We start from the raw sequence: 15,799 nt of genomic DNA, 5'->3' as shown, positions 1-15,799 counted from the left end.
AACTTCCGCAAAAGTGGGACAGACCTGCAGCTCTGTCCCTGTTCTGCGGAAGTTCTAAGGAACGTCCCGGTTCTGCTGTTTGCTCATCCCTACCCCAGCACCACGATCGTCACCCCGTCGCCGCCCTGCTCCCGGGGAGCGGGCATGGAGCGCTTCACGTAGGGGGACCTGGCGAGATGGCGGCGGATGGCGGCCTTGAGGGCGCCCGTCCCGTGGCCGTGGATGATGAAGACGTGCGGCGCCTGGGCCAGGGCGAAGCGGTCGAGGAAGGCGTCCACCTCGGGGATGGCGTCGTCGACGTACATCCCGCGCAGGTCGAGCGTGTTCTCCGGCGTCTGAAGGTAAAGGGCGGCGGGAGAAGGCTCCACGTGTCGGGCGCCCGTGTCCTTCCGGTGCTCCCGGGGGCCTCCCGGGGGCGGGAAGATGCGGACCTGGTCGCGCGCGACGCGGACCTTCATGCCGCCCGCGGCGACCTCGACCTCGCGGTCCTCGGGGACGGACAGCGCGGCGACCTCCGCCTCGCGGGAGAGCGACGCGACGAACACCTTCTGCCCGGGGCGGAGCACGGCGTCCGGAGGGGGCGGCGCGGTGCGGCTCATCAGGGCGCGGACGACCGGGTCCTCCTCCGCGGCGCGCGCCTTCTCCTTCCACTCCTTGAGCACCGTCGTCGCCTTCCGCACAGTGTCGATCCGGCGGTCCTTGCGCATCTCCTCCATGATCCGGGAAAGCTCGCCCTCCGCTTTCCGGAGCTCCTCCCGCATCTTCTGGCGCGCCTGCGACACGACGCGCGACTCCTCGGCGCGTACCTTCTCCCGGTCCGCCTCCAGCTTCCTGCGGATCTCATCCGCCTCCTTGCCCTTCGCGGTCATCGCCGCGGTCTCCGCGCGCAGCCGGTCCCGCTCCAGCTCCAGCCGGTCGATCACCTCCGTCAGGTTCGGGCCCGGCCCGGAGAGGTAGTCCGCCGCGCGCGCGAGGACCTCCTCGGGGAATCCCAGCCCGCGGGCGATCTCCATCCCCATCGAGCGCCCCGGGACGCCGAGGGAGAGCCGATAGGTCGGTCGCAGCTGGTCGCCGTCGAACGCCATCGACCCGTTTTCGAACCGCCGGTCGGTGAACGCGAGCCCCTTCAGCTCCTCGAAGTGCGTCGTGGCGATCACCCGGACTTCGCGGTCGGCCAGCGTTTCGAGGAAGGAGCGCGCGATCGCCGCGCCTTCCCGCGGGTCGGTCCCCGAGACGACCTCGTCGAGCAGGACCAGGGCGCCGCGGTCCGCCCCCCGTAGGATGTCGTTCAGCCGCCGGATGTGGGCCGAGTAGGTGGAGAGATCCATCTCGACGCTCTGCTCGTCGCCCACCGCGACGAAGATGTCGTGGAAGACGGACACCACGGAGTCGGGCGAGGAGGGGATCGACAATCCCGCCGTCGCCATCAGGACGAGGAGCCCGAGCGTCTTGAGGGCGACGGTCTTCCCGCCCGCGTTGGGCCCGGTGAGGACGAGGCACAGGTAAGGGCGGCCGACCTTCAGGTCGTTGGGGACCACGGGGCGCCCGCTGAGCACCAGCAGCGGATGCCGGGCGGCGGGGAGGCTCACTTCTCCGGACGCGTTCACGGTCGGCTCGCTCGCCGACAGCTCGCTGGCCAGCAGGCAGCGCGCCTGGATGAAGTCGATCCGCGCGAGCAGGAACAGCGCCCGCAGCAGCTCCTCCGACTTTCGCGCCACGTGGGAGGAAATTTCCGCGAGTATCCGCGCGATCTCCCGCTCGACCTCCAGCTCCGCCATCCGGACCTCGTTGTTCAGCGCGACCAGCTCCTCCGGCTCGAAGAAGACGGTCTGCCCGCTCTGCGAGGTGTCATGGACGATCCCGTTGAACATCGCCTTGGACGCGGTCTTGAAGGGGATCACCAGACGCCCGGATCGGACGGTGGCGTAGCTCTCCTGGACATGCCGCGCATACCGGGGCGAAGTGACGATCCGGTCGGCGGTCTCCTGCAGCCGGCCGCGGACGCCCGCGAGCTGCCGCCGGAGCGAGCCCAGCGCGTCGGAGGCGCGGTCGGGGACATTCCCCGAGGGATCGATCCGGAACTCGATCTCCTCGGCGATGTCTCGCAGCGGGGGGATTTCGTTGGCGTGGTGCGCCATCCGGGGATATTTCCCCTTGCGATCCTCGAAGAACTTCCGGATCCGCTCGCCCGTGCGCGCAGTCTGTCCGACGAGGAGCAGCTCCTGCGGCGAAAGGGATCCGCCCTTGGCCGCCTTCTCCACCTCCTGCCCGATTTCCTTCAGGCCGTCCAGCGGCAGCGCGCCGTCCTGGAGGAGCATCCTGCGGCCGTCCCGGTTCTCCTCGAGGGAGGTCCGGATGGCTTCGAGGTCCGTGCCGGGGGAGAGCCCCTCGCACAGCTCGCGCCCCGGTCCGGAAGAGGCGTGTCCCGCCAGCCGGGCGACGATCTTCCCCCATTCCAGCGCCGCAAGCGCGGCTTCCCTCGACGATCCGTTCAACGCGTTCCCGTTCCTTTCTTTGTCCCGCCGGGACGAAGGTCCATTATATTCGGAACGTGATAGCATGGATCGCGGCCCGGGAGGAAATCGATGCGAAAACCGCTGCCTTTGCGGAAAGCGGACGTAATCGCCGTATGCGCCCCGGCGGGGCCGGTGAACGAGGGCCGCCTGCGGCGCGGCATCGCCCGCCTGGCCGCCGCGGGATTCGTCCCGGAGATCGCCGAGGGCATCCTCGCGGTGGACCGCTGCTTCGCCGGGGAAGACGGGCATCGCGCCCGCCAGGTCGAATGGGCGCTTTCGCTGCCCGAAGCGCGGGCCGTGATGGCCGCGCGCGGCGGCTACGGAACGACGCGGCTGCTCCCCCTGCTGGACTGGAGAAAGGCGGCGAGGCGGCCGAAGCTGCTGGTGGGATTCAGCGATTTAACCGCGATCCTGGCCTACCTTTCCACCCGGCTGCGGCTCCCCTGCATCCACGGGCCGATGGTCGCGGCGGACCTCGCCCTCCGGTTCGACGCGGGGGCGCTCGACGCGTTCGCGCGCCTGGCGGCGGGGAAGGTCTCCCCGAAGGAGCCGTGGGGGGAGCCGATGGAGCGCCTCCGGGGCGGCGCGGCGGACGGGATGCTGACCGGCGGCTGCCTCTCCGTGCTCACCGCGCTGCTCGCCACGCCGTACTCGCCCGACTTCCGGGGCGCGCTGCTGTTCCTCGAGGACGTGCAGGAACCCGTTTACCGGCTCGACCGGATGCTGACGCAGTGGATCCAGTCGGGGCGGTGGTCGCAGCTCGCCGGGATTCTCGTCGGGAAGATGGCCCCGGCGCGCGGCGAGACGGTCGAGGACCTCCAGCGTGTTTTCCACGACGCCGGGAAGCGGCTGTCGGTCCCCGTCTGGTACGGATTCCCCGCGGGGCACGATGGGCGCAACGTGGCGCTGCCCTTCGGCGTCCGGGCCCGGGTCGACGCGAAAGGACGGCTCTTCCTCCTCGAGCCGCCGGTGGGGGAGGGGTGAACGGTCCGGCCGGCGGGGACGACCCGCGGTTCCGGGAGGCGGCGGAGCTGCTCGAAGCGGGGACGCGGGACGAAGCCTACTCCGCGGCCGTCCTGTCGGCTGTCCGGGGCGACGATGTCGCCTGGGAACGGACCGCCGGGCATGCCCGCCCCGATTCGGTCTTCGACATCGCCTCCCTGACCAAGCCGCTGACGGCGGCCCTCTTCTTCGTCCTTTGCCAGGAAGGGCACCTTTCCGTCGATCGGTGCGTCGCCGAAATCCTGCCGTTTTCCTCGGCCGATCCCCGGACACGTGCGATCCGGTTCCTGCACCTGCTCTCGCACACGTCCGGCCTGCCGGCATGGCGTCCTTTATATGAAAAGGTGCGCGAGGAGGAGAGGCGGACGGGGAGGCCGCTATTCGGGACCGCCGAGGGGCACGACCGGATCCTCGCCGAGGTCCTCTCCCTGCCGCTTTCCCGCGATCCCGGCAGCGCCTGGGATTACAGCGATCTCGGGTACATGCTCCTCGGGAGGGCGGTCGAGGTCGCGGGATTCCGGTCGCTCGACCGGCTTCTGAAAGAGAAGTTGATCGACCCGCTCGGGATGCGGGACACGCGCTTCCTTCCGCAGGGCTCCGTGGGCGAGGAGGAAGCGGCGCGGATCGTCCCGACCGGCTGGTCGGAGGAACGGCAAAGGGAGAAGGAAGGGGAGGCGGACGACGAGAACGCTGCGGCGATGGGAGGGGTGGCGGGGCACGCGGGCGTCTTCTCCACCGCACGCGACCTTCACCTGTTTGCCCGCGAGGTCGTTCGGGCGCGCAGGGGGGAGGGGCGGGTCCTGAGCCGGCATTCTGCGATTGCGATGACCACGCGGGTCCCCGAGCCGCCCGGCTGTCCCCGGACCGCCGGCTTCGACACGCCGACCCCGGGGGAAGCGGCGCCTTCGCAGGCGGGGGCGCTGGCTCCCGCGGACGCCGTCGGCCACCTCGGCTACACCGGCTGCTCTTTGTGGATCGACCCGGAGCGCGAGACCTCCGTGGTGCTGCTGACGAACCGCGTGGCGTACGGGAGCGGCAACCGGAAACTCTCCGCGCTGCGCCCCCGGATCCACGATGCCGTGTGGAAGGGGATGGGAAGATGAAGAACGTGCACCTGATCGCGGCGTGCGGCGTCGGGATGGCGTCGCTGGCCGGGATGCTGCGGGAGAAGGGGTTCCGCGTCACCGGGTCCGACGCCAACGTCTACCCGCCGATGAGCACGCAGCTCGAAAACCTCGGCATCCGGCTCTCCTCGCCGTACGCGGCGGAGAACATCCCCGCCGACGCGGAGCTCGTCGTCGTGGGCAACGCGATCTCGTGCGGGAACCCGGAGGCGGAGGAGGCGGTCCGGCGGGGGCTTCCCATCCTGTCGATGCCGCAGGCGGTGGCGGAGCATTTCATCGGGGAGCTCGAGTCGGTCGTCGTGGCCGGGACCCACGGAAAGACGACGACCGCGTCGCTGGCCGCCTGGTCCCTTTTCGCGCTGGAGGACGATCCGTCGTTCCTCATCGGCGGAGTCCCGAAGAACTTCCCCGTGAGCTACCGGATCGGGAAGGGGCCGCGCTTCGTCATCGAGGGGGACGAGTACGACACGGCCTACTTCGACAAGGGGCCGAAGTTCCTCCACTACCGGCCGAAGGTCGTGCTGCTGACCAGCATCGAGTTCGACCACGCCGACATCTACCGGGACCTCGCGCACGTCCGGGATTCGTTCCGCCGGCTCGCCGCGATCCTTCCTCCCGACGGGCTGCTCGTCGCGTGCGCGGATTACCGCGACGTCGTCGAGGTGGCGGGGGAGGCGCGCTGCCCGGTGGTCTTCTATTCGACGAAGGACGGCGCCGCGGAGGGGACGGCCGGTCGGGAATCCTGGTCGGTGCGGGGAACGGGGGAAGCGGGAGGAATGACGGCCTTCCGGATGGAGAACTGGGAGCGGGCGCTCGATTTCCGTTTCCCGCTGCCCGGCATCCACAACGCCGCCAACGCCGCGGGTGTCGCGATCGTCCTGATGCGGCTGGGATTCCCGGCCAACCGGGTGGCATCGGCCTTCGAGCGGTTCGCCGGGGTGCGCAGACGGCAGGAAGTGGTGGGGGAATTCCGCGGCATCCTGGTGATCGACGATTTCGCCCACCACCCCACGGCGGTCCGGGAAACGGTGCGGGCGGTCCGCGGGAGGTACCCGGGTCGGCGGGTCGTCGCGGTCTTCGAGCCCCGTTCCAACACCAGCCGCCGGAAAGTGTTCCAGCGGGAGTTCACCGAGGCGCTCGCCGAGGCCGATGAGGTCGTCGTCGCGGGAGTGTTCGGGGCGGATAAAATTCCGGAAGAGGAGCGGCTGTCGCCGGAAGACGTGGCCGCAGGGCTTCAGGCGATGGGTCACCCGGCGCGGTTCATCCGGGAAGTGGACGACATCGTCGAGCACGTCGCCGGGAGCTGCAGGCCCGGCGACCTGGTCCTCCTGATGTCGAACGGCGGCTTCGGAGGCATCCAGGGGAAGCTTGCGGCCCGGCTTAATCGTTGACGTGCCACCGACGCTCTGTTAGATTCCCCGGATGCGGTGTAACCAGGCCCGAATCGCGGCGCGGTTCCTCGGCGCCGTCCTGACCCTGTCGTTTCTCCTCTCGCCCGCGACCCCGGTTGCCGCCGCCGGGTATCCCCGGCGCATCGCGGTGGCCCCCTTCGTTTCCCTCGCGAAAGAAGATATCGGATCGACGGTGGCCGTCCTTCCGCGGCTGCTGGCGTCCCGACTGATGGCGCTTGCCGGCGCGGACGTCCTCCTCCTCCCGGCGGACGGAAAATCGCCCGCGGAATCGGCGCTGGAGGCGAAGTATCCTCTCCTGCTGCAGGGCACGGTCTCGAAAGTCGGCAAGGGATACAGCATCGACGCCACGGTCACCGACCTGGCGGAGGGGAAGAGCGCGGGGGCCTTCTTCGCCTCCGCGGCGACGGAAGACGAAATCATCGCGCAGCTCGGAGCCATGTCGGGCGAGATCGCGGAGAAGGTTTTCGGCGTCCAGGGAGCGGTTCGGGCGGTGTCCCCTGCGCCGGTGGCCGCAGCGCCCGTCCTTGCGGCTCCCGTCCTCGCCCCGCAGGCGATCGGCGGCGCCTCCGGCCCCTCCCAGTCCCAGGCGGCCGCCCCCTCCGCGGCAGCCGCTCCCGCCCCGACGACGCTCGCCGGCGGCTGGGTGCCTTCTTCCATTAAAAAGGTCGGACAGTCCGACAAGATCAGCGACGAGTTGTACGGCGTCGTCACCGTCCGCAGGGACGCCGAGGGGAACGGGCTGGTGGCGGCTTACGGGAAAAACGTCATTTACATATACCAGGTGAAGGGCGAAGAAGTCCTCCCGTATACCCGGATCCGCCGGCCCTTGAGCGAACACATTCTGGCCGTCGACGCCATCGACCTGGACGGGGACGGCGAGCAGGAAATCGTCGTCACCAACCTCATCGAGGAGTCGATCCAGTCGTTCATTCTGAAAAAGAGGGGAGACCTCTACGAGGAGGTCGCGGGGAAGATCCGCTACTTCCTGGTCGTCCTGCCGGACTGGAACGGGAAGCCGACGCTGGTCGGGCAGTACCAGGGGGTGGTTTCCCCGTTCCAGGGGAAGATCGTTCCGCTTCGCTGGGACGGCAAGATCCTGGCCGCGGGGGAGGAGTTCCCCCACGAGACGAAGATCAGTCCGCTTTCGTCCGGCGCGCTCGGGCTTTCCTCCGGCCGGTTCGGAAACGAGTGGCGCCTCCTGTACACGGACGAGGAATCGTATCTCCGGGTGCTCGACTCTTCGGGGAAGAGCATCTACAAATCGCGCGCCCGGTACGGGTACGGAATGGATTCCTTCGAGTGGGGGCCTTACATAGAGATCGAAGGGCGCCGGATGCGCATCCCCTTGAGGATGCCGGCGCGCGTCATACCGGGAAGCGGGGGGGATCCCCTGGTCCTGGCGACGGAGGTAAAGAAAGGGCTGCTCGACCTTGCGGGCGGAACCTACGACTCCACGCGGCTGGCGCTGCTTCAGTGGGAGGTGGGAGAATTCCTCGAAAAAGCGGGGACCCAGGGAACGAGCCTGTTTCTGTCGGGAGCGGATTTCCTGAACATGCCTCCCTTCCCGAAAGGCGGGAAAGTCGTCGCTTCGGCGATCGAGCAGACGGGAACGGTCCTCCGCGACAAGGTCAGCCGGCTGCATATCTATCGGGTGGAATAAGGAGTAGTGCCTGCCCATGCACGGAAAAACCTTGACAAGGTATTGGGGGGATGGTATTCAGGTCGGAAAACAAAAGGGTTTTCTACATTTTCGGCGTGCGTGACGCGGGTGGTCGGGGCATAAAAGGCCCAGGAGATTAAATAAAACCGGGAGGAGGTGAGGGTAGGAGGAGGCGGATCGATTCGGACGGAGTGCTTTTCCTGCATCAGGATCAAGGGGAAGAATAGGATCTTATCTCTCAAGGAGGGGAATCATGCGGAAAGGCTGGATCGTATTGCTGGCGGCCGTCCTGGTGGTGGCGTTCGCCGCCCCGGCGATGGCGGACCTGAAGGTGACCGGGTTCTACCGTGCGAAAGCGATGCTTTCAAGCTTCTTCGACGGCTCCGGCGGGCCGAGCATCCGGACGGATGCGGCAGAGCAGACCAATGCGTACGTCGAGCATCGTGCCCGTATCAAGTTCGACGTCGGCACCGAAGTCGCAAGAGCCGTGTTCCATTTCGAAAGCGATATGACCTGGGGCGAGGGCGCTGCGCAGAACGGGGCGCGGAACGGCGGTGGAGCTCTCTCGGCCGATTCCATCCAGCTCGAGACCAAGGAAGTCTACGTGTTCTTCAAGATTCCGGATACCTCCGTCACCGCGAAGGTCGGCATGCAGTCCGTGAACGACCACTATGCCGGCATCTTCTCCAACGCCGCCGACATGGCGGGGATCTTCCTGGGCGGCCAGTTCGAGCCGGTGAAGTGGACCTTCGGCTGGGCGAAGCTGTTTGAAAACAACGCGGGCGGCGCTTCCGGCGGTTTCGAGCAGGATGATGATGTGGACCTGTACATCGCCTCCGCGAAGTTTGCCCCGGCGAAGGACATGGACCTCGGTGTGAATCTCTACTTCCTGAAGGACAACTCGGGCAGGGAAGGCGGCGCGAAGCTGGATCCAGTGCAGGGACTCGGGTCCGACATCGGCTTCACCGCCCCGCTGAACGGCTTTAAGGTTAAAGTCTATACCCCGGGTGTCAACTTCGCCATGAACGCCGGCCCGGCGAAGCTTTCGGCCTTCGCGTTCTACCAGTTCGGCACGGCCGATTCCGTGGTCCCCGGCGTGCAGGACGTCGACATCAAGGCATATCTGGCCGACATCCGCGCCGACCTGAAGCTCGGACCGGGCAAGTTCTTCGTGGAAGGCCTTTATGTGAGCGGCGGAGACGGATCCGACGCGACCAAGTATGAGTCCCCGATCACCCTCGGCGACTACCAGATCGCCGGCACGAACACCGGCGGCAACTCCGGCTTCGGCCGCACCAACATGTACTTCCTGTTCGGCGCCGATTCCGTCAACATCTCCCAGTGCCTCATCGGCTGCTCGGGCGGCGAGCTGGGAGACAGCCTCGGGAACAGCGGACGCGGCCTGTGGCACATCGCGGCCGGCTACTCCCAGGACTTCACCTCCAAGCTGCGGGGCGCGGTCAACGTCGGTATGCTCCAGGCCGTCGACACGTATAAAACCGCTGCCAACAACGTCGACACCGCGGCGGCCGGCGCCATCCGCGCTGACCGGAAAAAGGACATCGGCACCGAGTTCAACGCAAGAGTGGACTACCTGATCGGCAAGGGGCTTGACGTCAGCCTGGTCGGCGCCTACTTGATGCTGGGCGATTTCGTCCAGAACGACGCGGGCGAGCTCGAGTTCAAGGACAGCTATTACATGGGATATGCCCGCCTGAACTACAGCTTCTAAGGCTCGAAGCGGGATATCGGGTTCCGCGGAAGGCCCCCGGGGGAAACCCCGGGGGCTTTTCCTTTTCGGAATCCTCCGGTATAGTTAATGGTTTGTTGCCGTTCGGCGAAAGGGGTCGGTGCGTGTTCGAGAACCTGTCGGAAAAATTCCAGGGCGTCCTGAAGGGGCTGCGCGGCCACGGGCGCATCACGGAAGGGAATATCGAGGGGGCGCTGAACGAGGTCCGCCTCGCCCTGCTGGAAGCCGACGTAAACTACAAAGTCGTAAAGGATTTCGTCGCCGCCGTCCGGACGAAAGCGCTCGGGGTCGAGGTGCTGACCTCCCTCTCCCCAGACCAGCACTTCATCAAGATCGTCCACGACGAGATGGCGAAGATGATGGGGAGCCAGGCGCAGGACCTGAACCTTGCGCGCAAGCCTCCAGTCCCCGTCATGCTAGTGGGGCTGCAGGGGTCGGGGAAGACCACCTCTTGCGGCAAGATCGCGATGCACCTCCAGAAACGGAAGCGGACGCCGTACCTGGTCCCCGCCGACGTCTACCGCCCGGCCGCCATCGAACAACTGAAAGTTCTGGCGCGGCAGCTCGAGATCCCCTGCTTCGACTCGCGCCCCGACGCCGATCCCGTCGACATCTGCCGGGAGGCGGTGAAGTACGCGGAGCTGAACGGGTACGACACGGTGCTGCTCGACACCGCGGGACGGCTCCACATCGACGCGCCGCTCATGGAGGAGCTCGCCCGCATCAAGGCGGCGATCGACCCGGGGGACATCCTGCTGGTGGCCGACGCGATGACCGGCCAGGACGCCGTGAACGTCGCGAAGGCGTTCCACGACAAGCTTGGGCTGACCGGCGTGGTGCTGACGAAGATGGACGGCGACGCCCGCGGAGGCGCCGCGCTCTCCATCCGCGCGGTGACCGGCGCCCCGGTGAAGTTCGTCGGCGTCGGCGAGAAGCTCGACGCCATCGAGCTGTTCCACCCCGACCGGATGGCCTCGCGCATCCTCGGGATGGGCGACATCCTCACCTTCGCCGAGAAGGCGCAGGAGCAGGTCGACGAGAAGCAGGCCCGCGAGCTCCAGAAGAAGCTGCGCAAGGCCGAGTTCACCCTCGAGGATTTCCGCGACCAGCTCCTCCGGCTGCGCAAGATGGGGACGATGGAGGACATCCTCGGGATGATCCCGGGCATGGGCGGAAAGATGAAGGAATTGAAGGGGATGGCTCCCGACGAGGCCGAACTGAAGAAGACGGTGGCGATCATCGACTCGATGACGGCCCAGGAGCGGCGCAACGCGAAACTGCTGAACGGCAGCCGGCGGAAGCGGATCGCGGCGGGGAGCGGGACCACGGTGCAGGACGTGAACCGCCTGATGAAGAATTACCAGGCGGCGGAGGAGATGCTCAAGCGGATGGCGAAGGGCGGAATGAAGGGGATGGGGAGGAACCTCCCGTTTTTCCGGTAACGGTTGTGATACTGTAGCGATACCCCAATCAAGAGAGGCAGGAGGAAAGGTTCATGGCGGTGAAGATCCGGTTGTCGCGGACGGGGCGCAAGAAGATGGCCTACTACCGCGTCGTGGTCGCGGACTCGCAGATGCCCCGGGACGGGCGCTGCATCGCGTACGTCGGCACGTATGCCCCCCGGGAGAACCCGGCGAAGATCGTGATCGACGATGCGGTGACGCTCAAGTGGCTGGCGAAGGGCGCGCTCCCCACCGAGACGGTGAAGAGCCTGCTGAAGAAGACCGGCACGTGGAAGAAGTTCCTGGAGTCGAAGGCCGCATCTCCGGCGTGAGCCTGCTCGAGGTGGGCCGGGTGGCCGGCCCGCACGGGGTCCGCGGGAAGGTCCGGGTGGCGATGCATTCCGGCGACGCGGGCGGGGTGATGCAGGTCCGGCGGGTCTGGCTCTCGGGACGGGAATACGAAGTGGTCGAGGCGCAGCGCGCGGGCGGCTGCGCCGTTTTTTCGTTGAATGGCGTCGACTCCCCGGAAGCCGCGCAGGCGTTGGCCGGCGCGCGAGTTTCCGTCCTCCGGGAGGAGCTTCCCGAGCCTTCCGAGGGGGAGTTCTACTGGGTCGACGCGGTGGGGTGCGCGGTCGTGGACGAAGCGGGGCGGATCCTCGGGGAAGTGACCGGCGTCGCCCCGGGTCCGGCCCACGATTGGCTGGTCATCCGCCGGGACGGCGACGAAGCGTATCTTCCCGTCGTCGAAAAGTTTATTCGCTCGGTGGACATTCCCGCCCGGCGGATCGTCGTTTCTCCGCCCGAGGGATGGTGACGTGCGGATCGACGTGCTCACGCTCTTCCCCGGGATGTTCGAGGGGCCGCTGTCCCACAGCATCCTTGCGCGCGCGCAGGAGGCGGGGCTGCTGACGGTCGAGACGCACGACCTGAGGCGGTATGCGGAAGGGAAGCACCGGGTGACCGACGAGCCGCCCTTCGGGGGCGGCGGCGGGATGGTGATGAAGCCCGAGCCGATCTTCGCGGGGATCGAGGCGCTCGTGGAGGCCCACGGACCGGGGAGGGTGATCCTCCTCTCCCCTGCGGGAACGCGGCTGGATCCGGAAGTCGCCGAACGGCTGGCCCGGGAGGAGCACCTCCTGCTGATCTGCGGCCGGTACGAAGGGGTGGATCAGCGGGTGGCCGACCACCTCGCGGACGAGGAGATCTCCATCGGGGATTACGTCCTTTCCGGGGGCGAGCTGCCGGCGATGGTGCTGATCGACGCGGTTGCCCGCTTCCTTCCGGGAGTCCTCGGGGACCCGGACGCCCCCCGCAAGGACTCGTTCTCGTCCGGGATTCTGGAAGCGCCCCATTACACCCGCCCGCGCGATTTCCGCGGGTGGACGGTCCCCGAGGTGCTGCTGTCCGGCGACCACGGCGCCGTCGATGCCTGGCGGAGGGAGGAAGCGGAGCGCCGGACCTCCCGGATCCGCCCGGACTTGCTGGAGAAGGGGCGCTCAAAGAAAAGTTGACAGGACCGAGGCGGGTGGAATAAATTACAAGGCTTGTTCGACACCGGCAACCGCAGGGATCAAGGAAAGGATACGGCCATGACGCTTCTCCAGGATGTAGAGGCTGCGCAGCTGCGCAAGGACCTCCCGAAATTCAACGTGGGGGACACCGTCCGGGTCTTCTCGCGGATCAAGGAAGGCGAGAAGGAGCGCGTCCAGTACTTCGAGGGGATCGTCATCGGTTTCCACCGCAACGGCATCGCGACCACCTTCAAGGTCCGCAAGGAGTCGTACGGCGTGGGCGTGGAGCGCACCTACCCGATCCACTCCCCCCTGCTCGAGAAGATCGAGGTGAAGAAGCGGGGCGACGTCCGCCGCGCCAAGCTGTTCTACCTGCGCGAGGTGTCCGGCAAGAAGGCCCGCATCCGCGAGAAGAAGGACTGGCTCTCCAAGAAGGGCGTCGTCGTCCCCTCGGAGGGTGTGGCGGAGGGGCCGGAAACGGCGGCCCCGGCGGAGACTCCTCCCCAGGAGTAGTCCCGTTCCTCTCATCGACTTCGAGGTGTCCGCGCGGGCCAGGGGATTCCTGGCCCCCGCGGGCGTCGACGAGGCCGGAAGGGGCCCCTTGGCGGGCCCGGTCGTCGCGGCGGCGGTCGTCCTGCCGCCGGGTTACCATCACCCCGACATCCGCGATTCGAAGAAGCTGACCCCCGCGCAGCGCGAGCGCGTCTTTCCCGTGATCGGCCGCGACGCGGTCTCCCTCGCCGTCGGGCTGGCGAGCGTCGAGGAGATCGACGGGATCAACATCCTCCAGGCCTCCCTGCTCGCCATGCGGCGCGCCGTGGAGGCGCTCCCGGCCCTTCCCGATTTCCTGTACGTCGACGGGAACCGGCGGATTCCCTGCGGGATCGCCCAGGAAACGCTGATCGGAGGGGACGGCCGGTGCCTTTCCATCGCCGCGGCGTCCATCGTGGCGAAGGTGACGCGCGACCGGATGATGATGGAACTCGACGAAGTCTACCCGGGCTACGGCTTCGCCGTCCACAAGGGGTACCCGACGCCCGACCATCTGGAGGCGATCCGGCGGCTGGGCCCCTGCCCGATCCACCGGCGCACCTTCCGGGGAGTCCTGCCGTGACGCTGCCGCCGGAGGAGCGCCGCGCCGGGGGGCTGGCGGCAGAGGAGCAGGCGTGCCGGCATCTCGAGCGGGAAGGATTCGCGGTGCTGGAGAGGAACTTCCGTTCGCCGGCAGGAGAGATCGACATCGTGGCCCGGCGGGGGGAGCTGCTGGTCTTCGTCGAGGTCCGCTCCCGGGAGACCGCGTCGTTCGGCTCGCCGGAGGAGACGGTGGGGCGGGAGAAACGGCTTCGCGTCGTCTCCGCCGCCCGGCGCTACCTGTCGCGCACGTCCCCGGATACGTGGCGCGAGGCCCGGTTCGACGTCATCGCGGTAGAGGGGAGCGGCGCCGCGGCGGTCCTTCGTCATTACCCCGCGGCGTTCGACGCGAAGGGGAAGATCCTCTAAGTCCGGTTAACATGGCAATTCAAGGACGACCTCCATGCCGCCTCCAGGGATATTGGAAGCATGGACCGTTCCCCCGTGCAACTTGACAACGCGCTGGGTTATCGCCAGACCGATCCCCGTCCCGCCGCTCTTTCTGTCCCTTGCGTCGGTCACCCTGTAGAACGGCTCGAAAAGCTTGTTCAGCGATTCCTCCGGAACACCCGGTCCGTGGTCCCGTACGGAAATCCGCGCCACCTGTCCCGAAACCCCCTCTGATCGGGAAAGGGCTACTTCCACGTCGGTGCCTGTGGCCGTGAACCGCACCCCGTTCCGCACCACGTTCTCGATCGCCCGCCGGAGCAGCTCGTAGACTCCCGGCACGACCACCGGTTCGTCCTGCGTGACGCGGACCCTCCTGTTCACAACCCCCGCCTCGAACTCCGCGTCCTGGACGATTTCCCGGACGAGAGCCTGAAGGTCCACCTGGACCCTCTCGATTCCCCGGGCATCGCTTTCCATCAAGGACAGGGTAAGCAGTTCGCCGATCAGGTCGTTCAGCCGCCCGGCTTCCCGCTCCATCCGGTCCAGAGATCCCTGCGCCTCGGGACCGGCTTTCCGGCGGGCAAGCCCCAAGGCCACGTTGATGCGCGCCAACGGAGAGCGAAGCTCGTGGGAGATGTCCCGCAGGAGGCGCCGCTGCGACTCAAGCAGGCCGCCGATCCGCTCCGCCATTCTGTCGATGTCCCGTCCAAGTTCGCCGGTCTCGTCCCGGGTCCCTTGCAGGGCCGGGCCGACCCGGACGGACAAGTCGCCGCCCGCCAGTTGCTGCGTCGCGTAGCGCAATTTCCGCACGGGAGCGCTCAACGAGCGGGCCAGAAGGAAGGAGATGAGGCCGGTGACCAGGAAAGCCGCTCCGAGGCGCAACGTCAGCCCGTACGGATTGAAGAACATCTCCAGGGGCGGCGGAGGGGGGACGATCGCCACCAGGACATAGCCGTTTCCCAAAGGCATGGCGATCAACGGCGGACCGTGCGGTCCTTTCTGCACCTGCCGCTGTCCGGTTACGGCCGTCTTCGCAGCGAGCTGCTGCGCAGGAAGCGGAGCATCCCGGCCCGAGAGAGGACCTTCCGAATTCCGAAACAGGACTGCCGGCGGTTCCTCCATCCGTTCCTGGCTGCGTTCGATCTCCTGCAGGGCGGCGATGCCCCCGGTCCGGTACGCCTCCAGCATCTCCCTTCCGATCCGGGCCAAACGTTTTTCGTGCGGCGCGAATACGATCCGTTGCGGGTCGGTGGTAAGCGCCAGCGCCAGCAGGAGGACGCTGATGAGGACGGTCGCCCCAAGGAAACTTGCGAATATGCGGAAGAACAGGGTCCGCATCGCGTCACTTCAAGCCTTATCGCCCCGGCCGGGCGTCCGTACGTACATATAACCGACTCCCCGGATGTTCTTGATCCGCTCCGTTTCGCCGACCCGGTGTCCGAGCTTCCGTCGCAGGCTGCTCAAATGCACGTCTACGCTCCGGTCGTAGGCGGAGAGCTTTCGCCCGAGCGCGCTCCTGGAAAGATCCTCCCTCGACACCACCGCTCCTGCGGAACGGAGCAGCGCCTCCAGAAGAGAGAACTCGACGGACGTCAGTTCCACGACTTCTCCGGCCCGCCGGACCATCCGTGTTTGAGGCGAAAGTTCCACATCCCCGACCCGCAGGCATTCCGGCCGGTCGGTCGGTTCCGGCGCGACCGCGGGCGCTGCCGCACGGCGCATCACGGCGCGAATCCGGGCGACGAGCTCCCGCGGATTGAACGGCTTGGGAAGGTAATCGTCCGCCCCCATCTCCAGCCCGACGATCCGGTCCACGTCGTCTCCCCGCGCGGTCAGCATAAGCACCGGGACCTTCGAACGC

Annotated in this window: 15 protein-coding genes; 12 read left to right on the top strand and 3 right to left on the bottom strand. The window is 67.4% G+C overall.

Annotated elements, in window-relative coordinates; all coding sequences use genetic code 11:
• Positions 1–89: 89 nt before the first annotated feature.
• The gene (locus AB1346_10600; protein MEW6720886.1) at positions 90–2,495 is read right to left on the bottom strand and encodes a Smr/MutS family protein; all 2,406 of its coding nucleotides are present in this window, start codon (positions 2,493–2,495) and stop codon (positions 90–92) included.
• A gap of 90 nt (positions 2,496–2,585) precedes the next feature.
• Here AB1346_10600 and AB1346_10595 point away from each other — a divergent pair, with 90 nt between their 5' ends.
• From AB1346_10595 to AB1346_10540, 12 genes are all read left to right on the top strand, one after another.
• Entirely contained in the window at positions 2,586–3,500 is a 915-nt protein-coding gene (locus tag AB1346_10595; GenBank protein ID MEW6720885.1) for an LD-carboxypeptidase, read from the top strand.
• The gene (locus AB1346_10590) at positions 3,497–4,621 is read left to right on the top strand and encodes a serine hydrolase domain-containing protein (protein ID MEW6720884.1); all 1,125 of its coding nucleotides are present in this window, start codon (positions 3,497–3,499) and stop codon (positions 4,619–4,621) included. The genes AB1346_10595 and AB1346_10590 overlap by 4 nt, the downstream gene beginning before the upstream one ends.
• The gene (gene murC / locus AB1346_10585; protein ID MEW6720883.1) at positions 4,618–6,033 is read left to right on the top strand and encodes a UDP-N-acetylmuramate--L-alanine ligase; all 1,416 of its coding nucleotides are present in this window, start codon (positions 4,618–4,620) and stop codon (positions 6,031–6,033) included. The genes AB1346_10590 and murC overlap by 4 nt, the downstream gene beginning before the upstream one ends.
• Positions 6,034–6,064: 31 nt before the next feature.
• Entirely contained in the window at positions 6,065–7,714 is a 1,650-nt protein-coding gene (locus AB1346_10580; protein ID MEW6720882.1) for a VCBS repeat-containing protein, read from the top strand.
• A 253-nt stretch (positions 7,715–7,967) separates the two neighbouring features.
• Positions 7,968–9,446, top strand: a complete 1,479-nt coding sequence (locus AB1346_10575) for a hypothetical protein (GenBank protein MEW6720881.1) — start codon at positions 7,968–7,970, stop codon at positions 9,444–9,446.
• A 122-nt stretch (positions 9,447–9,568) separates the two neighbouring features.
• Entirely contained in the window at positions 9,569–10,906 is a 1,338-nt protein-coding gene (gene ffh, locus AB1346_10570) for a signal recognition particle protein (GenBank protein MEW6720880.1), read from the top strand.
• A 53-nt stretch (positions 10,907–10,959) separates the two neighbouring features.
• On the top strand, positions 10,960–11,238 hold the full coding sequence (gene rpsP / locus AB1346_10565) for a 30S ribosomal protein S16 (GenBank protein MEW6720879.1): 279 nt from the start codon (positions 10,960–10,962) through the stop codon (positions 11,236–11,238).
• Positions 11,196–11,720: a ribosome maturation factor RimM gene (gene rimM / locus AB1346_10560; GenBank protein MEW6720878.1), complete on the top strand. Its 525-nt coding sequence runs from the start codon at positions 11,196–11,198 to the stop codon at positions 11,718–11,720. The genes rpsP and rimM overlap by 43 nt, the downstream gene beginning before the upstream one ends.
• Before the next feature lies 1 nt (position 11,721).
• A complete protein-coding gene (gene trmD, locus AB1346_10555; GenBank protein MEW6720877.1) occupies positions 11,722–12,417 on the top strand; it encodes a tRNA (guanosine(37)-N1)-methyltransferase TrmD in 696 nt (231 codons plus the stop codon).
• 78 nt (positions 12,418–12,495) lie between these two features.
• Positions 12,496–12,930, top strand: a complete 435-nt coding sequence (rplS, locus tag AB1346_10550; GenBank protein MEW6720876.1) for a 50S ribosomal protein L19 — start codon at positions 12,496–12,498, stop codon at positions 12,928–12,930.
• A 13-nt stretch (positions 12,931–12,943) separates the two neighbouring features.
• Positions 12,944–13,531, top strand: a complete 588-nt coding sequence (locus AB1346_10545) for a ribonuclease HII (GenBank protein MEW6720875.1) — start codon at positions 12,944–12,946, stop codon at positions 13,529–13,531.
• Positions 13,528–13,917 (top strand): YraN family protein, encoded by a 390-nt coding sequence (locus AB1346_10540; GenBank protein ID MEW6720874.1) that lies wholly within the window; start codon positions 13,528–13,530, stop codon positions 13,915–13,917. Before AB1346_10545 ends, AB1346_10540 begins: the two co-directional genes overlap by 4 nt.
• Before the next feature lie 6 nt (positions 13,918–13,923).
• Here the strand turns inward: AB1346_10540 and AB1346_10535 are convergent, their stop codons facing one another.
• Positions 13,924–15,276 carry an ATP-binding protein gene (locus AB1346_10535; GenBank protein ID MEW6720873.1) on the bottom strand — a complete coding sequence of 451 codons (1,353 nt, stop codon included), beginning with the start codon at positions 15,274–15,276 and terminating at the stop codon, positions 13,924–13,926.
• Between the two features lie 9 nt (positions 15,277–15,285).
• The coding region (locus AB1346_10530) for a response regulator transcription factor (protein ID MEW6720872.1) at positions 15,286–15,799 on the bottom strand (514 nt) is incomplete at its 5' end.

Source organism: Thermodesulfobacteriota bacterium (genome assembly GCA_040758155.1).
Taxonomy (GTDB): Bacteria; Desulfobacterota; Deferrimicrobia; order Deferrimicrobiales; family Deferrimicrobiaceae; genus UBA2219.
The sequence above is the reverse complement of the archived record's forward strand: the minus strand, read 5'-3'. Positions and strand labels throughout refer to the sequence as shown.